The organism is Streptosporangium sp. NPDC049248, from assembly GCF_040678965.1.
GTDB classification, from domain to species: Bacteria; Actinomycetota; Actinomycetes; order Streptosporangiales; family Streptosporangiaceae; genus Streptosporangium; species Streptosporangium fukuiense.
Genome location: NZ_JBFAQY010000007.1, coordinates 221,458 through 240,859, shown reverse-complemented (window position 1 = coordinate 240,859; position 19,402 = coordinate 221,458). Strand labels below are relative to the sequence as shown.

The 19,402-nt window shown below is 68.9% G+C and carries 21 protein-coding genes; 10 read left to right on the top strand and 11 right to left on the bottom strand.

Annotation, left to right across the window (positions count from 1 at the left end):
* Window positions 1-268 precede the first annotated feature (268 nt).
* Entirely contained in the window at window positions 269-1,351 is a 1,083-nt protein-coding gene (locus tag AB0K21_RS16580) for a DUF6745 domain-containing protein (protein ID WP_364150715.1), read from the top strand.
* Window positions 1,352-1,361: 10 nt separating this feature from the next.
* A complete protein-coding gene (locus tag AB0K21_RS16575) occupies window positions 1,362-1,799 on the top strand; it encodes a hypothetical protein (protein ID WP_343964909.1) in 438 nt (145 codons plus the stop codon).
* A gap of 51 nt (window positions 1,800-1,850) precedes the next feature.
* On the opposite strand, the gene AB0K21_RS16570 is transcribed toward AB0K21_RS16575, so the two are convergent.
* Window positions 1,851-2,171 carry a hypothetical protein gene (locus AB0K21_RS16570; RefSeq protein ID WP_364150712.1) on the bottom strand — a complete coding sequence of 107 codons (321 nt, stop codon included), beginning with the start codon at window positions 2,169-2,171 and terminating at the stop codon, window positions 1,851-1,853.
* Window positions 2,168-2,395 carry a hypothetical protein gene (locus AB0K21_RS16565; RefSeq protein ID WP_364150709.1) on the bottom strand — a complete coding sequence of 76 codons (228 nt, stop codon included), beginning with the start codon at window positions 2,393-2,395 and terminating at the stop codon, window positions 2,168-2,170. The genes AB0K21_RS16570 and AB0K21_RS16565 overlap by 4 nt, the downstream gene beginning before the upstream one ends.
* A gap of 744 nt (window positions 2,396-3,139) precedes the next feature.
* Here AB0K21_RS16565 and AB0K21_RS16560 point away from each other — a divergent pair.
* The 4 genes from AB0K21_RS16560 to AB0K21_RS16545 all read left to right on the top strand — a co-directional run bounded on the left by AB0K21_RS16560 (window position 3,140) and on the right by AB0K21_RS16545 (window position 6,227).
* A complete protein-coding gene (locus tag AB0K21_RS16560; protein ID WP_364150706.1) occupies window positions 3,140-3,952 on the top strand; it encodes a GntR family transcriptional regulator in 813 nt (270 codons plus the stop codon).
* Between the two features lie 68 nt (window positions 3,953-4,020).
* On the top strand, window positions 4,021-4,869 hold the full coding sequence (locus AB0K21_RS16555) for a hypothetical protein (RefSeq protein ID WP_364150703.1): 849 nt from the start codon (window positions 4,021-4,023) through the stop codon (window positions 4,867-4,869).
* 117 nt (window positions 4,870-4,986) lie between these two features.
* Window positions 4,987-5,691, top strand: a complete 705-nt coding sequence (locus AB0K21_RS16550) for a hypothetical protein (protein ID WP_343964919.1) — start codon at window positions 4,987-4,989, stop codon at window positions 5,689-5,691.
* The gene (locus tag AB0K21_RS16545; protein WP_343964921.1) at window positions 5,688-6,227 is read left to right on the top strand and encodes a hypothetical protein; all 540 of its coding nucleotides are present in this window, start codon (window positions 5,688-5,690) and stop codon (window positions 6,225-6,227) included. The genes AB0K21_RS16550 and AB0K21_RS16545 overlap by 4 nt, the downstream gene beginning before the upstream one ends.
* A 93-nt stretch (window positions 6,228-6,320) precedes the next feature.
* Here AB0K21_RS16545 and AB0K21_RS16540 read toward each other — a convergent pair whose 3' ends face one another.
* A complete protein-coding gene (locus AB0K21_RS16540; RefSeq protein ID WP_364150698.1) occupies window positions 6,321-6,605 on the bottom strand; it encodes a MoaD/ThiS family protein in 285 nt (94 codons plus the stop codon).
* Window positions 6,606-6,613: 8 nt separating this feature from the next.
* On the bottom strand, window positions 6,614-7,930 hold the full coding sequence (locus tag AB0K21_RS16535; protein ID WP_364150695.1) for an exo-alpha-sialidase: 1,317 nt from the start codon (window positions 7,928-7,930) through the stop codon (window positions 6,614-6,616).
* 247 nt (window positions 7,931-8,177) lie between these two features.
* On the opposite strand from AB0K21_RS16535, the gene AB0K21_RS16530 reads away from it, so the two are divergent.
* Window positions 8,178-9,611, top strand: coding sequence for an Ig-like domain-containing protein (locus tag AB0K21_RS16530; protein WP_343964927.1), 1,434 nt, complete (start codon window positions 8,178-8,180; stop codon window positions 9,609-9,611).
* A 395-nt stretch (window positions 9,612-10,006) separates the two neighbouring features.
* Here the strand turns inward: AB0K21_RS16530 and AB0K21_RS16525 are convergent, their stop codons facing one another.
* Window positions 10,007-10,558: a helix-turn-helix domain-containing protein gene (locus AB0K21_RS16525; RefSeq protein WP_343964929.1), complete on the bottom strand. Its 552-nt coding sequence runs from the start codon at window positions 10,556-10,558 to the stop codon at window positions 10,007-10,009.
* Window positions 10,559-10,724: 166 nt separating this feature from the next.
* Between AB0K21_RS16525 and AB0K21_RS16520 the strand changes: the two genes are divergently transcribed.
* The 3 genes from AB0K21_RS16520 (at window position 10,725) to AB0K21_RS16510 (ending at window position 13,442) form a co-directional block, all read left to right on the top strand.
* Window positions 10,725-11,900, top strand: a complete 1,176-nt coding sequence (locus AB0K21_RS16520) for an FAD-dependent oxidoreductase (protein WP_364150690.1) — start codon at window positions 10,725-10,727, stop codon at window positions 11,898-11,900.
* A gap of 53 nt (window positions 11,901-11,953) precedes the next feature.
* Complete coding sequence (locus AB0K21_RS16515) at window positions 11,954-13,168, top strand: cytochrome P450 (RefSeq protein WP_343964933.1); 1,215 nt, start codon at window positions 11,954-11,956, stop codon at window positions 13,166-13,168.
* Window positions 13,169-13,241: 73 nt separating this feature from the next.
* Entirely contained in the window at window positions 13,242-13,442 is a 201-nt protein-coding gene (locus AB0K21_RS16510) for a ferredoxin (RefSeq protein WP_343964935.1), read from the top strand.
* Window positions 13,443-13,658: 216 nt separating this feature from the next.
* Here AB0K21_RS16510 and AB0K21_RS16505 read toward each other — a convergent pair whose 3' ends face one another.
* The 6 genes from AB0K21_RS16505 to AB0K21_RS16480 all read right to left on the bottom strand — a co-directional run bounded on the left by AB0K21_RS16505 (window position 13,659) and on the right by AB0K21_RS16480 (window position 19,319).
* Window positions 13,659-13,994 (bottom strand): hypothetical protein, encoded by a 336-nt coding sequence (locus AB0K21_RS16505; RefSeq protein ID WP_364150686.1) that lies wholly within the window; start codon window positions 13,992-13,994, stop codon window positions 13,659-13,661.
* 102 nt (window positions 13,995-14,096) lie between these two features.
* Window positions 14,097-15,710 carry an ABC transporter permease gene (locus tag AB0K21_RS16500; RefSeq protein WP_343964939.1) on the bottom strand — a complete coding sequence of 538 codons (1,614 nt, stop codon included), beginning with the start codon at window positions 15,708-15,710 and terminating at the stop codon, window positions 14,097-14,099.
* Window positions 15,707-16,648, bottom strand: a complete 942-nt coding sequence (locus AB0K21_RS16495; RefSeq protein ID WP_364150683.1) for an ATP-binding cassette domain-containing protein — start codon at window positions 16,646-16,648, stop codon at window positions 15,707-15,709. The genes AB0K21_RS16500 and AB0K21_RS16495 overlap by 4 nt, the downstream gene beginning before the upstream one ends.
* Window positions 16,649-16,682: 34 nt before the next feature.
* Window positions 16,683-17,075, bottom strand: a complete 393-nt coding sequence (locus AB0K21_RS16490) for a hypothetical protein (RefSeq protein ID WP_364150680.1) — start codon at window positions 17,073-17,075, stop codon at window positions 16,683-16,685.
* Window positions 17,076-17,211: 136 nt separating this feature from the next.
* The gene (locus AB0K21_RS16485; RefSeq protein ID WP_364150677.1) at window positions 17,212-18,522 is read right to left on the bottom strand and encodes a histidine kinase; all 1,311 of its coding nucleotides are present in this window, start codon (window positions 18,520-18,522) and stop codon (window positions 17,212-17,214) included.
* A 143-nt stretch (window positions 18,523-18,665) separates the two neighbouring features.
* Window positions 18,666-19,319 carry a response regulator transcription factor gene (locus AB0K21_RS16480; protein ID WP_364150674.1) on the bottom strand — a complete coding sequence of 218 codons (654 nt, stop codon included), beginning with the start codon at window positions 19,317-19,319 and terminating at the stop codon, window positions 18,666-18,668.
* Window positions 19,320-19,402 lie beyond the last annotated feature (83 nt).

Genomic DNA, 19,402 nt, shown 5'->3' with positions numbered 1-19,402 from the left:
TCAATGCATTTCGTGGAAGAAAGTCATGCTTGACTCATGCCTGCCTAACGGCGTCCAGCTTCGTACTGAGCCGATCATAAGTTCTGGGACTTTTGAGAAGATCGGAGGGCAAGCTTTCCCTGCCGGGGTGGCGGTCGGACCACTCGAACCTTCGGAAAATCTCAATACTTATGATCGGCTCAGTATGCATCTGCTGTAGACAGGCACCGCGTCGATCTGTCACCATTCCGGACATGATCGTGAGAAAGGACGACGCCACCCTCATCCGGTGAGCGTTCTGGTGCGGCGGGAAGCCGCCGAGATCCGTGAAGAATGGCTGGGCCGGGCGTTGTCGACGCTGCCCGCCGACCGTCCGGCCGCAGAGGCCGCCATCTCCGAGCTCTACCACCTGATCGGGCTCGCCCCACCACGTTTCCACTGGGTCTCCTCGCCGGTCACGGCTCTGACAACCGTCCCGCCTGGGATACGTCCACGGCCTTCGGAAACCGTCGACCGCATCGCCGCGTGGCCGCTGCCGTCACGGCTCTCCTCGCTGATGAGACAGCTGTGCCTGGCACTCGACGCCCAGGTCAGACGGGGCCGTCAGGCGATGGACCAGCTGATCCGCCAGAAGGTTCACAGCCCGCTCGCACTGTCCACCGAAGGTTCACTCCGCATGCCGCTTCTGGCGGCGCACGACTCGCGACACCGCTTTCGGAGCACCTGGTACGACACCCAGTGCGTCTCCTGGGTCGCCCACTACGACGCTCTCCGCCGGGCGGCCGGCGTGCTCTTCACCCCCGAACAGAACCGGCAACTGGACCTGTGGGCGGCGGTGGCCCGGTCAGGTGGCTGGTGGTGGCCTCGTGAAGGCGCGTGCGTCATCACCGAGCGCCCCGTCACCATGCGCACGGAGGTGTGCGGCGACGACGGCGAGGTACGGCTGCACAGCGCGGACGGCCCCGCGGTGCGGTACGCCGACGGGTGGGACGTGCACGCCTGGCACGGGACGCGGGTGCCCCCCTGGGTGATCACCGATCCGAGCGTCCAGCGGATCGAGCGGGAGGTCAACGTCGAGGTCAGGCGGTGCGCGATCGAGCACATCGGCTGGGCGTCCTACATCGACCGGGCCGGGCTGCGGCTGGTCGCCTCCGCACCGGACCCCGGCAACCCCGGCTCGGAGCTGCGGCTCTACGACATGCGCGGGGAGACCAGGGTGCTCCTCACGGTCAACGGGTCCGTCGAACGCGACGGGCAGCGCCGCCGGTACGGGCTGACCGTGCCCGGTTTCCTCGACGATCCGATCGCCGCCGCCGGCTGGACCTACGGGCTCTCCGCCGAGCAGTACTCCCTTCTTCTCCGCCGAACCTGAGGTGATCTCCATGACCGTGACTCTCGCTTCGCTCTCCCGGCAGACCGGGCTCGCCGTGCTCGACCACCTTGAGCGGTCGGCGAGCATCCCCGTCGTCCACGGCCTCCAGGCCCAGGGCGACCTCATCGTCATCCCGCTCTCCGTCATCGCCTCGTCCATATGGCTTTGGCCCGATGCCGGTTGGATGGACGTACCCGGCGAAGGGATCGAACTGCTCCGCGGCGCGGCCGGGGGCAACCCGCACACGCTCGTCGCCGACCCGGGCACCTGCCGGTGGACGACCGGCGTGTCGGACTCCGAAAGTCTGGCGATCGGCGCCTTCGAGACCTCGGCCGTCGCCTACCTGCTCCACCCCGAGCACGGCGCCACCGGCTGTCCACCGGGCAGCTACGTCATCCGGCGCCAACGCGAACACGAGGGACAGCGGGCCCGCCTCGTCGCGGACTGAACAACGCGGGTCGAAGGCACGGCGGCCCAGGCCGGGGGCCGCCGTGCCCGCTCAGCAGTGCCCGATACCGACCGAGGTGGAGGTGAGCGCCCAGCGGTGAAGCAGCGCGGTCGTCTCCGCCTCGCGCATCTGCGCCTTCAACCCCTCGACGGTGCGGTCACACAGAAGCAGCGGCTCGGGGGTGGGCCAGGTCGCGATGGCATGAAAGAGACGACTGCCGGTGCCGTACAGCACGGCCCACCCCGGCCAGGTGATCTCCAGCATCGCGGCCTCCGCGCGGGCCTCGTGATCCCAGGTGTAGTGCGGCACGGGGACGGCGGCCAGGCCGTCACGGTGCCGTCCACGAGAACGGGCGACCCTGCGCCGGATCATGAGATCACCTGCTCGACAGCCTCCCGCGCGATGCTCTCCTGCCGGTCGGTTTCAGCCCGCAGCGCGTCAAGGCTGTCGGCATCGACGGTCCGTTCGGCTCCGGCGTGGAAGGCGGCCAGGGAGAAGGGCTTCTCCCGGCTCGCCCACAGCCGTCCGGCATCGCTGAGAATCAGCCGCCAGCCGGGGATAGCCGGTTCGGGGGCACTGGCTCTAACATCGTCCACTGATTGGACCTCCATCCGATCAAGGGCTCGTCCGGTCGTTCGCAGCGGTGGACGGGCCCGCTTCATGGGGCGGTGCAGGACATGGAGGGGTAAGCCGTACGGGCCAAGCGACCGGTACGGAGATCGGGTAAGCACGGCCCGCGGCAAAGCGCAGGTGGCCGTTCGCCCAGGGCGGGCCGTAGGCCGATGCCGGGACGGTCTAGTGGGCGCGGACCTGGGCGAGAGCGCCGGACGACGGCGACAGCGCCCTCGCCGAAACGGCACCGGCACGACGGGCTCTGTGGCCTGGACCTGCTCGGAGCCGTGTTGGGTGGGCACCGATGTCCCTGTTCCGATCAAGGGCTGCTCACCGGGCACCGCCGTGAGCACCTCGGTCGGGGCCGTGGGGACGGATGGCTCGAAGCAGGGCAGGGGCAGGTCTCCGGTGCGGCGGACCTCCAGGCGGACGGCCATCAGCGCACCGGACGGCTGCGCGTACTCATGATCGGGCGCGGTGTCGTCGCAGCCATGGTCATAGGGCGGATGGCCACAGACGGCGCACCCCATCGGCATCGGCGGAGCATCGGCAAAGCACCCGCAGCCGCTCTTCACCGGCCGTTCAAGGACCGGAGCAGCATGGTTGGTCACGGGCCAGAGAACCTTTCTGATCAATGGCCTGTCCGGTGTTCCAGCACCGGTCGGGTCTGTCGTAGAGTGTCGTACGACACTTGACGCTAGAGGGCGCCAAGGCTGGCCGTCAAGGAAATGACCTACGACACTTTGGGGATGGTGAGGTACGTGCACATAGATTCGGATTCGCCCGCGCGGCGTATAGCGGCTGATCTGCGGGCTGACATCGCGTCAGGACAGCTGCCACCGGGCGGAAAGCTGCCCTCGGTCCGGGATCTCGCCGAGCGCTACGAGGTGTCCCGCACCACGGCGGGCAAGGCGTTGATTCTGCTCAAGACGGATGGGCTGGTGACCACCCGGCACGGCTCTGGCGCCTACGTACGCGAGTCGCACCCGATCCGGCGGCTTGGCCCTGAGCGATACGCGCGGCACCACTGGGAACAGACCACTGTCCGGGCGTTCGCCACCGAGGCCCCGGAGAGCGAGGCCGCTCAGCAGCAGGGACACCAGACGCAGGAGGTATCCCTGGTCCCCGCCGATGAACCCGTCGCCACCGCGTTCGGCGTCGAGATCGGGTCACCGGTGTACGAGCGAGCACGCGTCGTGACCCGCGAAGGCAACCCCACCCACACGATGACCTCTTACTACCGCTCCGCCGACGTTGAGGGCACGCCCCTGGTCGATCCCTCACCGGGAATCGCCGGACAGGGCGGCGGGTTCCGGGTCCTGGCCGACAAAGGGCTCGCCCCTCACGAGATCACCGAAGATCTCTGCGCCCGGATGCCGACCGCCGAAGAGACCCTGCTCCTCGATCTCCCGCCCGGCGAACCCGTCGTCGAGTTGCGTCGCGTCACCCGTACGGCCGACGGCCAGGTCGTCGAATACGCCCGAGGCGTACACGCGGCAAGCCGTTTCGTCTGGTCCTACACCTTCGCCATCCCCGACTGAGATGGGTGATCACCAACCAGCCCCTCGCTGCTACGGTGGCTCCTCTTCTTCATGACTCGGGAGCCGTCTTGCGCAAAACGATCTGGTTCCTCTCGTTGGCGCTGCTGCTGTCCGCATGCGGTTATAACGGCATGTCGCCGGGAGAGTTCCAGGATCGTGCCGGTGAAGTGGCAGAGCGCTGGCATGACTCCGAGGAGGACCGCGCATGGCGGACAGGCTTCGTCCCACTGGAGGATCTCGACATCCAGCCGCGAGAACGGATTCCCGACTGGGTGCCCCTGAGCGTGCACAACGGCGCATGGTCCCTTGACGTCGAACTGCCCGCGGATACTCCGCCCAGCAGGCGAATGAGCTGGCCGGACGGCTCCACGCTGACGGTTCCGCTGGTCACGGCGGCAACGGCGTACGCGGAGCGGAGCAAGGCCGCCGACTTCATCGACGAGGAGTGCCCGCCGGGCGGCTGCACCCCTCTCAGGGTCACCGGCGCCGAGCTCGGCGAGGTGCCGCTGCGCACCAGCCGGGGGACGATCCAGGTTCCCGCCTGGCACTTCACGGTGAAGGGCATCAAGGAAAGGTTCAGCCGGGTGGCGGTCCACCCATCGCAGATCAGCCCGCGCCCGGCCCGAAGAGAAGGTGAGCACGAGGAGGTGATGGCCTTCGACCTCACCCCGGCGAAGCCCCGGGACCTGCTTCTCCGGTACGGTCACGGCAGCTGCGACCAGATCCACGGCGCCCGCGCCTACGAGACCGAAGACCTGGTGGTGGTCGACGTGGACGAGGAAACCAGCGACCGACTCTGCAACCTGATGCTTCTTACCGCCCGGATCACCATCACGCTCAACAAACCCCTGGGCAACCGACTCCTGCTCGACTCCGGAACCGGACTGCCGGTACTACCGGAAAAGGATGCTCGCTAAAGGAGATTGTGCCCCGGCTGATAGGAAGGGTCGATGACGCCAGGGTCCACCAGACGTCTTCGCTACCGCGCGGAAAATCCCGTTTACCTGGACTCATGTAGCAGATAACACTGCAGCGTGGACTCCTATGGGCAAACCGAGTATGAGCGAGCCGAGCAGATCGTCGACGAGTTGAGTAACCGCATCTACACGGCGTTGCGCGACGGTGGCCTCGAAGCCAGCCCCCTCATCGAGCTCGCCTGTCTGCTGGAGGAGTGGGGCGCCTCCCTTCCTGTTACACGCGAGCTCCTTGAACGCCCCACCGCCGATCTGACGGCGACTGACCTGCCCCGGCTGGGCAAGGCTCTTCTCGACGAGACCGGCTTCGGACCGACCTTCGCTCTTGACCCCACTCTGCTGGTGCCCCTGGAGCAGGAGCTGAAGATCGTGGAGCGTGATGTTCGCACCACGGGAATCACCGGGACGCTTCGGATGATCGTCCCCGACTGGGACAGCATGGGTGGGGCCTGGGTGGAGTTCCAAGGCATCTGCCAGGGCAATGGCCTTGGGCCAGGAGCGGGGCTCGCACGCATCGCCGACGCCACCCAAGAAGTGATCATGGAGATGATCTGGAGGGCCTGGCCTGTCTGCTCGACGCACGATCGGGGCCTGCGTGCCGAGATGGAAGATGAGATCGCCGTTTGGCGATGCACAGCCGCCGGAACGCATATCGTCGCACCGGTGGGCGAGCTACCTCCCGAACGACATCAGCCACCTACTGACCGATCTGTCCGGAATCTCGGAAACACCTCATCCAGTCCCCTGGAAAGCTGGGCAACATGAGCGACGTCAACGTGGAACGGATCGCGCGACTGTTGAGGGAGCGTAACTCTGTCGACGAGAAGATCTCATCGATCATCCAGCGCCCTGTGGCCTCCGGCCATCTGGGCGACTGGATCGCGGCGCAGGTCTTTGGAATCGAGCTGGAGCCGTCCACCGTGACCTCCGCGATCGACGGCCGGTTTTCGTCCGGTCCATTGCGCGGGCAGACGGTCAATGTGAAGTGGTACCTCAAGCGCGAGGGCCTTCTCGACGTGACCGAGAGACCGGCCCTGGACTTCTATCTCGTGCTGACGGGACCCGCGTCGAGAGCGTCTTCGTCACGAGGCGGCACTCGCCCCTGGTGTATCGAGTCGGTGTACCTGTTCGACGCCAGGCGGTTACTCGCCGAACTGCGTGCGCGTGGAGTCAGGATCGGGACCGCGTCCAGTGTTCTGGCCGCGCAGTGGGCAGCAGCCGAGATCTACCCGCGCACCGGCAACCCGGCACTTCCCGTACGCCCCGAACAAGCGGAGTTGCTGCGGCTCTTCGCCCCCTAGAAGCCCAGGTCAGAGATTCGTTCCTGCCTGGGCTTCGTCGTCCGCACCGGCTACCTGCCAGCCCCCGCGATGGTGGCCGGCAGGCGTCGGCGCCTACCCGCCCGCCATGGCCCCCACGACCATGAACGGTTCGGCCCCCGTCGCGACCGGCTCGGGCAACGGGGCGTCCGGCGGTTCGTGGGACAGATCCTGTTCGCAGGCGAAGAACCTCACGAACGGTCGACGCCGCTGCGTGACGTGATCGCGGATCGTCCCGCGCAACATCGGATAGCGGGCCTCAAGCGCGTCGAGGACCGAGCGCTGCGTGACCTGCCCCTGAACGTGGATCCTCACCTCGCTTTCGGCACGTGCGAGGTTCCGCAGATGCGCCGGGAGCACGACACGGATCATGGCAGCGTCTGGACTTCGACCGACAACACGGGCGGAAGGTCTCGGGCGATGGGCGCCCAGCTGTCGCCGGCATCGGCCGATGCGTACACCTGCCCGCCGGTCGTACCGAAGTACACGCCGCACGAATCCAGCGAGTCGACGGCCATCGCGTCCCGCAGCACGTTGACGTAGCAGTGGCTCTGTGGCAACCCCTTTGTGAGCGGCTCCCATTCGTTTCCGCCCGTCCGGCTGCGGTACACACGTAGCTTTCCCTCGGGCGGGTAATGTTCCGAATCGCTCTTGATCGGAACGACATAGACGGTGTCCGGCTCGTGCGCGTGGACGGCGATCGGGAATCCGAAGTCGCTGGGCAGGTCGCCGCTGATCTCGTACCACGACTCACCGGCGTCGTCACTGCGCATGACGTCCCAGTGTTTCTGCATGAAGAGCACCTCTGGACGCGACCGGTGCATCGCGATGTGGTGGACGCAGTGACCGACCTCGGCATCCGGGTCAGGGATGCCTCCGGACTGCAGGCCGCGATTCATCGGCTGCCAGCTCTTGCCTGCGTCGTCCGTTCTGAACACACCCGCCGCCGAGATCGCCACGACGATACGCCCGGGATCGCGCGGATCCGGAACGATCGTGTGCAGGCACATCCCACCGGCACCCGGTTGCCAGGAAGGCCCTGAGCGATGGTTGCGCAGCCCAGGCAGTTCCTGCCAGGTCTGCCCGCCGTCCACCGAGCGGAACAGGGCGGCGTCTTCGACCCCGGCGTAAACCGTGTCCGGATCGGTCAGCGAGGGTTCGAGATGCCAGACCCGTGCGAACTCCCATGGATGCGGCGTGCCGTCGTACCACTGGTGAGTGCCGGGGACACCCTCGTACTGGAACCGGTTACCGACCGGTTCCCACGTCGCACCGCCGTCGTCGGAACGCTGGATCAACTGTCCGAACCAGCCACCGGACTGCGACATGTACAGCCGAGACGGATCAGCGGGAGATCCCGTGAGGTGGTAGATCTCCCAGCCCCCGAAATGAGGGCCACTGATGTCCCACCGTTCGCGCCTGCCGTCCGACGTCAGGATGAACGCGCCCTTGCGCGTGCCAACCAGTACTCGTACACCACTCATCGGCGTTCCTTTCAGACCTTGGTGCCGAGCTGTGTCGGCACTGCGGCCACGCTCCGGATCGTCCGACCGGGCTCGGAGTCGACTCGATTCACGACGTGCCCGCCACGGTCGTGGCCACGACGCTACGGCAGCCCCCCGACAAAATCGCCGCACGCCGCAGCGACGGACCGGCGGCGTGCCGGTAAAGGTTCCCGTGTTCACCGGCCCAAGACCACGCCCCGCGGCTGATCACCCCGACCGGAAAGAGCGGCCTGCCCTCAGCGCTGCGGGCACCACGGCCGGCCTTGCCGTCAAGGGCGGCAAAGAGCCCCGTGCACGCCGCCCATGGGATGCGACACGGGGATCACACCATCCAGCACCTAGCGAGACAGATCGAACACAGAGAGTAGTTTCGTTGTGAAGTCGATCTACGAAGACGTCCCTAAGACAGACTGGGAGTTCAGCGTTGATGTCACAACGATCCGGATCCGCGCTCACCGCGCTGGCCTGCGCCCTGCTGACGCTACTGGCCACATCGGGAACGCAGGTGGCGGCCAGTGCCGACGCGCATGCCGCCGCCACCGTCGCACGGCAGGCTGTCACGCGAGCCACCGCGCCGTGTATCCGGCCAGGGCAGGCGACCTACCCCGTGGACTACTACTGGAAGAACGCGTTCGGCATGAGGCTGGGCAGCGGGTCGGTCTCGGTCAACACCTCCCCATCCCTGTGGGGCGGGCAGATCACACCGGGTGGCACCTTCACCCTCACGCTGGCGCACCGCACGACCCAGTGGCCGCTGCTGGTCAGGAGCTACACCACCACGTGGGACCTGTCGTCGCTGCTGGCAGGCGCCGATGTCGTCAGCCAGTCGGGGACCGGCACCATCAGCGGCAACACCCTGTCGATCACCTCGCCGGGCACCAAGACCGACCCACCTGCGAAGGTCATCACCTTCCGGGTCAGGCAAGGCACCATCGGGGGCAGCATGACCATCCGGCCGACCGGGATCAGCAGCGTCATCGCCGCTCCGGGCCAGCTCGGCGGCAACACACCCGCCCCCCCGATCCAGATCGTCGACGGGCAGTCCATCTCGCCCACCAGGGCCGCCGACGACACCGCCACCACCACGGTCACCCGGGGCACACCCGTCAGCGTGCCCGTCCTGGCCAACGACACCGCGACCGCACCGACGATCAGCAGCGTCACCAAGCCCGGCAACGGCACCGCGACGGTCTCCGGTAGCAACGTGATCTACACACCCGCCGCGGGCTTCAGCGGCACCGACACCTTCACCTACACCATCACCACCGCCTGCGGAACCAGCACCGCCACGGTCACCGTCACCGTCATCTGCGACTACACGCCGATCAACCTGGTCAACGGCAGCTTCGAGACGCCACCGGTGGCCACGGTCGACTGGTCCATCTCCGACGCCTCCGTCAACCCGGGTGTCGGCTGGCACACCACCGCCACCGACAACAAGCTGGAGTTCTGGCGGGGCGGCGCGAGCGGGGTCCCGGCAGCCGACGGCCAGCAGTTCGCCGAACTCAACGCCAACCAGATCTCCACGCTCTACCAGGACCTGCCCACCGTTCCGGGAACACCGATGACCTGGTCGCTGTACCACCGAGGCCGCCTCGGTACCGACGTGATGCGGGTGCTCATCGGCGCACCCGGCGCGACCGTGGCCCAGACTCCCACCGGGGCCTCCTCCCCGGACATCTCCGATGACGACACCGCCTGGCGCCACTACACCGGGGTGTACGTCGTGCCTCCGGGACAGACCACCACACGGTTCGCCTTCGAGTCGGTGTCCGCCGCGGGAGGCACCCCGACGGCCGGCAACTTCCTGGACGGCGTGGTGTTCGAGGCGCCGACCTGTCCCGCGCGAAAGGCCGGCTGACCACCGGCGCGCGTCCGGCATGGGCATCCGCGGACAGCCGAACACACGAGAGGAGCCCCGCCGCCGGCGGGTGAGGCCGAACGGCAATGGAAACACCTTCGGCATGACAATCCAGCACAACGGAAACCGGACCTGGCCGTCCGTCTCCTGTCGCGTGGGCCGACCCCGCGCCGAATCTCCGAACAGCGACCGATGACAAGATCGGGTGCTGTGGCGATCCCCCGATCGCCACAGCACCCGGCTTCGGCAATCCCCCAACTGCCGTATCGGCTGCTGTACGTCACAACTCGTGACGCCTCCGCCGGATCGTACGCCCGTCAGCGGCTCGAACCGCGCGTCGCGGCCGGCGGTCGCCATCCGTTCCGGCGACGCATCCCGCCGACGACGTGTGACGATCAGACGTCGATGCCCTTGCGCAGGAGCAGCCAGGCGCGGTCAGCGGTCTCACGCCGGGTGTCCGCCGGTATCTTGGCCAGCAACGCCGCGATCATGCCGATGGCCGTGACCAGGTCATCGGCGGTGACGTGCTCGCGTACCCGGCCGGCCTCCCGTTCCCCGGAGAGCAGGCCCTCCAGCAACTCCGACACCCGGTCGCGCACATGGGTGAGGCGCGCGTCGGCCGAGGCGCTGACCACGTCGATGAACGCGGTCGAGGTGATGGCTCGCTCGGTCATCAGAGCCAGCATGTCGTCGAGGGTGGTGCCGGGCTCCGCGGCGAGCACCTCGATCTCCCTGACGCCGTCCTCGAACACGGCCAGCGCGAGACTGACGCGATCGGGGAAGTGCCGGTACAGGCTGCCCTGGCCGACTCCGGCAGCACGTGCGATCGAGGTGAGCGGCGCATCGTATCCATCGGCGGCGAACACCTCGCGGGCCGCCGCGATCAGCGCCGCCCGGTTCTCCGCCGCGGCGCTGGGGCCTCTGTTGGGTCGCCGTGCGCTGAACATGACACCTACCGTAGCAACCGGACTGTATCATCCGGTTTGTTGACTCCAGATTTCCACACCACTCGACACGCGTCGATGACAGGGTCTACGGTAGCAACCGGACGACTCAGTCCGGTTGCGGCGGCACGTCGCCGCCGCCGTCCGCTTCGATCGAAAGGAACCGCACTTGACCGGCGCTGAGAGCGTTCTGATCGTGGGCGCTTCGGCAGGCGGCCTTGCCGTGGCGGAGGCACTGCGGCGGAAGGGCTACCGCGGCGAGCTCTCCGTCGTGGGCGCTGAACGGCACCCTCCCTATGACCGGCCGCCGCTGTCGAAGCAGGTGCTGGCGGGCACCTGGGAGAGCGAGAAGGCGTACCTGCGCTCCCGGGACGACCTCGCCAAGCTGGAGGCGGATTTCGTGCTCGGCGATCCGGCGACCGGACTGGACGCCGCCGCCCGCGAGGTCCGAACCGCCTCCGGCCGCGTCCTGCGCGCGCAGACCGTGATTCTGGCCACCGGCCTAGTCTCCCACCGGCTCCCCGGTCAGGACGACCTGGCGGGCGTGCACGTCCTGCGCACCCTCGACGACGCCCTCGCCCTGCGCCGGAGCCTGACCGCGGTGAACAGGCTCGTCGTCATCGGCGAAGGCGTGCTGGGTGCGGAGATCGCCGCCACCGCCTGCGGTATGGGGCTCGACGTCACCCTCGCCGGCCTCGGCCGCGCCGTCATGGCCGACCAGCTCGGCGGCCTGGTCGGCGCGACGCTCACATCGCTGCACGCCAGGCGCGGCGTCCGGCTCCGGCTCGGCGTCGCCGCCGAGGCCCTCACGGGCGCCGACGGCCGCGTCACCGGGGTGCGGCTGGCCTCCGGCGAATCGCTGCCCGCCGACGCCGTCGTGGTGGCGATCGGATCCCGCCCGGCCACGGACTGGCTCGACGGCAGCGGGCTGGCCATCGGTGACGGCGTCGAGTGCGACTCACGCTGCCGCGCCGCCCCGGACGTCTACGCCGTCGGCGACATGGCCTCCTGGCACCACGAAGGGCTGGGCAGACGGTTGCGGCTGGAGAACCGCACCAACGCCGTCGAGCAGGCACAGATCGTGGCGGCCAACATCCTGGGCGAGGACCGCCCGTACGTTCCCATCCCCTACTTCTGGACCGACCAGTACGACGTCAAGATCCAGGCACACGGCTTTCTCACCCCCGAGGCCCAGGTGAACGTGATCGAAGGCGCCCCCGAGGACAACCGATTCGTCGCCCACTACAGCGTCGACGGCCACGTCACCGGCGTACTCGGCTGGAACATGGCCAAGGCCGCCCGGGTGCACCGCCAGAGCGTGGTCGAAACCCTCGCACGACCGTGAGCGTCCGCACCCCGTCAACGACAACAGGAACGCCCCTTCCGAGGAGGAGTCGAATGAGCCAGAACGAGCAGGTCCTGAGCTATCCCATCCCGAGCGAGGCGGCGTTGGAGCCGCCGGCGGAGTGGGCCGAGCTGCGCCGTCAGTGCCCGGTCGCGCGGATCACGTTGCCCAGCGGTGACGAGGCGAAGCTGCTGACCCGTTACGAGGACGTCAAGCAGGTGCTGGCCGACCCGCGCTTCACCCGCCTGCTGAACGCACCCGACGCGGCCCGGCTGTCGGACAACGAATCCGGCGGGGTGTTCAACACCGAGATGGCCCAGATCATCCCCGACAGCGGCGAGGGTCACCAGCGGTGGCGGCGCCTGGTCGGCAAGTACTTCACCGCCAAGCGCATGGCCGCGCTGCGGCCCGTCATGGCGGAGATCGCCGAGCGGCTCATCGACGACATGGTCAAGCGCGGCGGGCCCGGCGACCTCAAGGCGTCCCTGGGTTTCCCGCTGCCCGTGTACGTGATCTGCGACCTGCTCGGAGTTCCCGCCACCGACCGGGACCGCTTCGCCCACTGGTCCGACGCGCTGCTCAACCTCACCCGCTACAGCCAGGCGGAAACGGACGCGGCGCAGGCCGAGTTCGTCCAGTACATGTCCGACCATGTCGCCGCCAAGCGGGAACAGCCGGGCGACGACCTGCTCAGCGCGCTGATCAAGGAGAGCGCCGCCGAGGGGCAAGGTCTGACCGACGTCGAACTGCTGGTCACCGGGATGGCGCTGCTGGTGGCCGGGCACGAGACCACCGCGAACATGATCGGCAAGATGGTCTCCATGCTGCTGGTCGACCGCACCCGCTGGGAACGGCTGCTGGCCGACCCGTCGCTGGTGCGTTCGGCGGTGGAGGAGTCGCTACGGTTCGACGCCAACTCCGGCTTCGGCCTGCCCCGTTACCTGAAGGAGGAGACCGAGGTCGACGGGACGGTGCTGCCGCGCGGCACCACGGTGATCTGCAGCATGGCCGCGGCCAACCGCGACGAGAGCGTCTTCGACGGCGCCGACGACATGGACCTGAGCCGCAGCCCGAACCCCCATCTGGCCTTCGGCTCCGGCGCGCACTCCTGCCTGGGCCAGTCGCTGGCCCGCACCGAACTGCAGGTCGTGCTCGAGGTGCTGCTGCGCAGGCTGCCGTCCCTGCGACTGGCCGTCCCGGTGGAGGAACTGCGGCGGGTGGACGGCCTGGTGGTCGGCGGCCTGCGCGAAGTCCCGGTGCACTGGTGACGCGGCCCCCGCGGACCGACACGACGCGCGTACGAACGCCGGTGACACCCGGCCGACCAGAGAGGAACTCCGCATGAAAGTCACCGTGGACGAGGCCAAGTGCTGCGGCGCGGGCCAGTGCGTGCTGATCGCACCAGAGGTGTTCGACCAGCGCGAGGACGACGGCATCGTCATCCTGCTGGAGTCGGAACCGGCCGAGAACCTGCACGTCACGGTGCGTGAGGCCGCCGCCGTCTGTCCCGCGGCCGCCATCGAGGTAAGCGAGAGTACCTGAACGTTCTTTCCGGACATGACGTCGATGCTGCGGCTTTCCCGCTTGCCACAACGAGAGGCCGCAGCACCAGGCTAATCCGCAGGTTCCGGGTTCGAGTCCAGCCGCTCCACCACTCCTGACCGAGACCCAAGGCTCTGAGCTGGGTTTTGTTCCTGCCGATCTCTACTGGCACATGCGGCCGGACGCAACCCCGCTGTGCGACCGTCCGCCGCCGGTTCAGTTGCCGCCCCCGTTCAGCGCGTAGCACTCCACCTCGGAGCGGCGGTAGGTGAGGCCGCTCCGTACGGAGTCCTGCACGCACTGCCTCTGGCTCTTGCTCAGCTTGAGCTCGCCGCACACGGTGATGCCGACGTACGTCCGGCAGTCGAGACCGGGGTTTCTCTCCCCGATGGTGTAGGTCCGCCGGACCTCCGCGCGGCACTCCTGCCGGGCGGCGCTGGTATCGGCATACCTGCACTGGTTGAGGAGGATCCGATATTGCTCCCGGCTGACCTGTTCTTTGCCCACGCCGTCCATCGGGTGTCCGGCGCCGGCGGTGGCGAGCGTGGTCATCGCAGCAAGCGCCGCAACACAGATGATCTTATTCATAGCGCACCCCCACTGCTACCTAACGTTACATTCCACCCATATCGCGCGACCAGGTGGGATGCCGGATCACCTCACGGCGTGCCGTGCCGTACGGACCGCCAGGGCGGCGCACACCAGGAGCAGGGCGAGGCCGCCCACGGCCAGTGGCGACGGCCCGGCCGGAAGCCCTCCCGACCTGACCACTCCCATGTAGTCCAGCACCGCGACGCCGTTGACGGCCAGGTACCACAGGCCGAGGTAGACGACCTGGAAGACCCGGTGGGTACGGCAGGCCACGCCGAGAGCCAGCGCGAGCGCGGGAACCAGGAGCGCGCCCCCCGCCCAGGCAGCCGCCCCGGCCCAGTCGGCCGTGGCCGCCATCCGCACCGCGGGCGCGATCCCGGTCACGACGGTGAGCGTCACCCCGGCCGCCCACTCCGCCAGAAGCCCGCGCCGCATCGTCGGGTAGGCGCCTAGCAGCCCCTCCAGGCCATGTTCGACTCGTTGGGTGCCCAGGCGGGACCAGACCAGCACCGGCCATACCCAGGCGAGAGGGAGCAGCGTCGTGGGCTCCGGAGTGGCGAAGCCGGCCACGGTCACGGCCGCGACCACCAGCCACCACCACGACGAGACGCCCCGAAGGAGGACGCGCAGCTCACCGGCGAGGAGCCGCCAGAAGGCCCGGCCACGTACCGGTGCCGTCATCGTCACCGGGACCCCGGGACGGCTGATAGATCCGCCCGTGCCGGGCTCTCCCCGGACGTCGCCCGGGAGGTCTCCGAGGATCTCGTGCTGAGCCCCCTCCCGGGCCTTGCCCGGCTTGGACAGCACTGCGGCGGGACCGCGCGCGGGATCGAACCTGCCGAACCAGAGCGCGGGCAGCAGCGCCACGGCGATCCCCAGCGTGAGAAGGACCAGCCGGCCACCGAGGAAGGCCGCGTCGGGGGTGAAGCCGTCCCATTGGAAGGTGCGCAACGGCTCGGCCACGGACGTCAGGCCGAGGCTGAACTCCCGGTCGCCGACGTCGATCCCCTGCTCGACCAGGGCGGCGCGCATCGACTCGGCCGCCTGGCGCACCCCGATGCCCCCGAGAGGAGCGTTCCGCGTCTGTCCTCCCAGCAGCAGAACCATCGAGACGACGAACCAGACGACGTTCCCCACGCCGCCCCGCAGCAGCGGCACGGTCTCGAACAGCACCGCCGCCGCGGCCGTCAGCACCAGCGGGGGCAGCGTGATCAGCGCGAAGGGAAGCAGCAGCGCGATCGGATCGAACGCGCCGGACTCGCCCCGCGCGAACTGCATCAGCGGCGCCGCCACCGCGAGCACGCCCGCCATCGAGGCGAGCACCAGGAAGTTGCTGAGGAATTTCCCGATCAGATATGTCGACGTGCGGAGCGGCGAGGCGGCGAGAATGTGCCCCACCCGGGTGCGCTCGTCGCGGGCGATCGCGTCGCGTACGACGTAGAACCCGCCCATCGTGAGCCACAACGCGCCGGCGAGGGCGGTGACCGTTCCGATCCATGCGCTGGTGTAGGCGCCTCGGTAGCCCCCGACATCCATGATCACCCAGTGGGAGCCCGCGTCCGGCACGGCCAGGCAGGCGAGGCCGACCGCCGCCAGCAGGGTGACCGCGTACGCGGGACGCCGTACCCGCTCCCGGAAGTCGGCGACGGCGAGCGCGATCGGCGCCCGGGCGGTCACCGGGTCACCGCCCGTCCACCTGTGCTCCTCACGGCGGGACCGTTGACGACGGCGAGATACACGTCCTCCAGGTCGGGCGTCACCTGTACGGCGTCGCCTCCCGGCGGCGTGGGCGACAGGAACCGGAGGCGCGTCCCGCCCGCCGTACGGATCATGCGGCTGATCACGTACCGCTCCCGCATGGCGGCGGCGTCGGACGGCCCGGCGACCGTCTCCCACACCTGGCCGTCCACCTCCCTCAGGAGCTCCTCCGGGCTGCCGCGTCGCAGCAGCCGCCCCCGGGCCACGATCGCGATGTCGGACGCCACGGACTCGATGTCGGAGACGATGTGCGTCGACAGCAGCACCACCCGGTCCGCCGCCAGGTCGCTGAGCATGGTGCGGAACCGTACCCGCTCCTCCGGGTCGAGCCCGGCCGTCGGCTCGTCCACGATCAGCACCCGGGGATCGCCCAGCAGGGCCTGGGCGATCCCGACCCGGCGCAACATGCCGCCGGAGTACCCGCCCAGGGGCCGCCGACCGGCCTCGGTGAGGTTGACCAGTTCGAGCAGTTCGCCGATGCGCACCCGCGCCGAGCGGGCCGACAACCCCTTGACGGCGGCCAGGTAGGAGAGGAACTCCCTGGCCGTCAGGTGGGGATAGACGCCGAAGTCCTGCGGCAGATAACCGAGAGCCGCGCGGAGCGCGTCCGGCCGGGACACCACGTCCGCCCCCTCGAAAAGGACCTTTCCGCGAGTCGGGCGGGTGACCGTCGCGGCGACCCGCATCAGCGACGACTTCCCAGCCCCGTTGGGGCCGAGGAGACCGAGCAGTCCCGCGCCGAGACGCATGGAGATGCCGTCCACGGCCCGTTTACCTCCCCTGTAGACCTTGGAGACATCCACCAGTTCGAGCACCGGTGTTCTCGTCGTCGCCGCGTGATGTGATGTGCCGTTCACCGGTTTTGTTCCGTTTCGTCGGTGTAGTTCGAGGTCATTTCGCGCTGGCCGAGGGTGTACCGCGCAGGTCCGTCTTGCGGCCGTCGCGCAGGACCTTGACCTCGCGTGGCACCTCGACCCTGAACCGGGCCGAGCAGTCGGCCCACCCGGAGCAGTCGGCCCGCAGGTTGAGCGTCTTCCCGTCCAGGGACCAGCTCGACGACGGATTGGTGCCCTTGACGTCGAACCAGAGGGTGACCTTGATGTCCTTCCTGTCCGCCGCGACCAGGTCCGTCGGGGTTTCGTGCGCACGCACGTCCAGCGTCCTGCCGCCGAACGGGAAGGTCGTCTGGTGCGGCGTCGCGTTCGAGGCGTCCGCGCAGCCGGTGAGGGCCGCCGCGGCCACGAACGCCACCAGGGCACACGTCATCGTCTTGCGCGTAATCATCGGATCCTCCGATGCGTGGGGATTGGGCATCCCGAGCAGGATCCGGCCTCTCGGCGCTCGGCGGCATCTGCCGTTCGGCAGATATCCGGCGCCTTCCCGCGCCCGTGCCGCCGGAGGCGCGGCACGCGTTTCGGACCTACAGCGTCACGGCAGGGCCCGTTCCCGTCCGGGCGTCCGGCACCGGCAGAACCGCTCTGACCTGCCATCCCTTTCCATGGCGGCCGGTGCTGAGCGTGCCCCCGAGCGCCTCGACCCGCTCGGCCAGGCTGATCAGGCCGGTACCCCCGGCAGGCCGGTCTTGCCCCGTCAACGCCTGCGGGCGGTCGCGCCGATCGCCGCCCGCTCCTCCCCTCCAGACCGTGAGGACGCCCGCACCGGCCACGCCGTCGTCGACGACGGACACCTCCAGCGCGGGATCGGCGGTACGGACGGTCGAGACGAGCACCCGGGTCGCCGAGGGCGCGTGTCTCCGTACGTTGGTCAGCGCCTCCAGCACCACGGCGTAGGCGGTGCTTTCGATCTCTCGCGGCAGCGTTCCGGCCGGGTTCTCCGGCCGTTCGCCGTTCGGGTCACTATCCGGAGCGGCGCTCCGATCATCGGCCGACTCTTCGGCCTGCTGGAGTTCGGCCGGGATCCCTCCCGTCGCGGAGAACCGGCCGACCAGGTCGGGCAGGTCCGCCAGACCGTACATCCTGGTCGGGGGCGGCTCCGCCGCGGCTCGCTCGTCCGGGTCGCGCAGCGCGCTCACCATGTGGTCCATCGACGCGAGCGCCCGCAGCCCGGCCTCCTCGACGCGTACGGCGAGGGCCCGCGCCCCCTCCGGATCCTGGTCGGCGAGTTGCGCCGCCTGAGCCTCCAGCACGATGCCGGTGACCTCGTGGGCGACGAAGTCGTGCAGGTCCCGGGCCACGTCGAGCCGCTGGGCCCGGCGTGCCCGTGCCACCGCGCGCACCCGCCGGTCGTCCAGAGACCTGAGGTACAGCGCGATACCGGCCACCACCGCCACGGGGAAGAAGGACATGAAACAGACGAGGACCGACGTCTCCGCGGTCGGGTTGGGCATGCGCAGCGTGAGGCGCAGGGGCAGTTCGAACGTGATCGCGACGCCCAGGGATGCCCCGATCACCGCCGCCTGCCATCCCGGCAGCCGCCGTACCACCCTCCCGAGGAGGAGCAGCAGCGCGCACATCTCGACGGGAAGCCAGAGCCCGACGAACTGGTGCCGCCCCTGGTAGACGAAGGCGACGGCGAAGGAGACCAGCGTGACCAAGCTCGCCGCCCTGGCGAGCGTGATCCCCCGGTACGGCCAGCGCGACAGTGCGGCGGCCGTGGCCAGCGTGGCCGAGCAGGCGACGACGAGCGCGCTCGGAGGCGCGAGTACGGCCGGAACCGGCACCATCACGACGACCATGGCGCACAGGAGGAAGCGGATCCGGCTGCGAGTCATGAAGGTGAGCGTACGCAGCGCCACGGGCCGGCATTGTCTTGATATTCACGTCCCGACTGGGGACCCGGCCATCCCGTATCGCATGTCAGACGATCTTCGACTCGTCTCACGGAAGGTGACAGGATCCCCGCGTCCAGGCTCTGTCATCGGGGACGGGCATAGCCCATCTCCCAGGCTCGTACGGCGATGCCGACCCGGTTCCGCACGCCGAGTTTGCGCTGGACGCTCGCCACATGGGTCTTGACGGTGCCCGGCGAGATGAACAGCTCGGCGGCGATGTCGGCGTTGGTCTTGCCCTCGGCCACCTGACCGGCGATCTCGATCTCCCGCTCGGTCAGCGGCTCGGGCAGCGGCTCCTGCCCCGGTCCTGATCCGGTGACGTGCTTCAGCAGTCGCACCGTCACGGACGGGCTGATCAGGCTGTCCCCCGCCACAGCGGCTCGGACCGCCTCGATCAGGAGGGCGGGACCCGACCGTTTGAGCAGGAACCCGGACGCGCCGTGGCGCAGTGCCGGATAGACGTACTCGTCGAGGTCGAAGGTCGTCACGACGACGACACGGACCGGGGTGGCCACGTCGGGACCGGCGAGCAGCCTGGTCACCTCCAACCCGTCCATTCTCGGCATGCGGATGTCGACCAGCGCCACGTCCGGCTGGAACCTCCGGGCCATCTCGACCGCGGCCACCCCGTCGGCGGCCTCGCAGACGACCGCCATGTCCGGCTGGCTCTCCAGGATGCGGCACAGGCCGCGCCGCACCATCTCCTGGTCGTCGGCGATCAGAACACGTATGGTCATCCGCTCATCCTCCCAGCCCTCCGCCTCTCACCACGCCGCCGTACGAGGCGACGGGACACGCGCGAGCCGTGGCCCGTCCGGCC

Bases quoted from the DNA above. Each gene is read 5' to 3' on its own strand.
- AB0K21_RS16505 (WP_364150686.1), bottom strand. From the start codon at position 13,994: ATGACCACGCTCGCCACCGCCGGCGCCGGACACCCGATGGACGGCGTG.
- AB0K21_RS16490 (WP_364150680.1), bottom strand. From the start codon at position 17,075: ATGATTACGCGCAAGACGATGACGTGTGCCCTGGTGGCGTTCGTGGCC.
- AB0K21_RS16570 (WP_364150712.1), bottom strand. From the start codon at position 2,171: ATGATCCGGCGCAGGGTCGCCCGTTCTCGTGGACGGCACCGTGACGGC.
- AB0K21_RS16530 (WP_343964927.1), top strand. From the start codon at position 8,178: ATGTCACAACGATCCGGATCCGCGCTCACCGCGCTGGCCTGCGCCCTG.
- AB0K21_RS16485 (WP_364150677.1), bottom strand. From the start codon at position 18,522: ATGACTCGCAGCCGGATCCGCTTCCTCCTGTGCGCCATGGTCGTCGTG.
- AB0K21_RS16545 (WP_343964921.1), top strand. From the start codon at position 5,688: ATGAGCGACGTCAACGTGGAACGGATCGCGCGACTGTTGAGGGAGCGT.
- AB0K21_RS16515 (WP_343964933.1), top strand. From the start codon at position 11,954: ATGAGCCAGAACGAGCAGGTCCTGAGCTATCCCATCCCGAGCGAGGCG.
- AB0K21_RS16575 (WP_343964909.1), top strand. From the start codon at position 1,362: ATGACCGTGACTCTCGCTTCGCTCTCCCGGCAGACCGGGCTCGCCGTG.
- AB0K21_RS16560 (WP_364150706.1), top strand. From the start codon at position 3,140: ATGACCTACGACACTTTGGGGATGGTGAGGTACGTGCACATAGATTCG.
- AB0K21_RS16510 (WP_343964935.1), top strand. From the start codon at position 13,242: ATGAAAGTCACCGTGGACGAGGCCAAGTGCTGCGGCGCGGGCCAGTGC.
- AB0K21_RS16525 (WP_343964929.1), bottom strand. From the start codon at position 10,558: ATGTTCAGCGCACGGCGACCCAACAGAGGCCCCAGCGCCGCGGCGGAG.
- AB0K21_RS16480 (WP_364150674.1), bottom strand. From the start codon at position 19,319: ATGACCATACGTGTTCTGATCGCCGACGACCAGGAGATGGTGCGGCGC.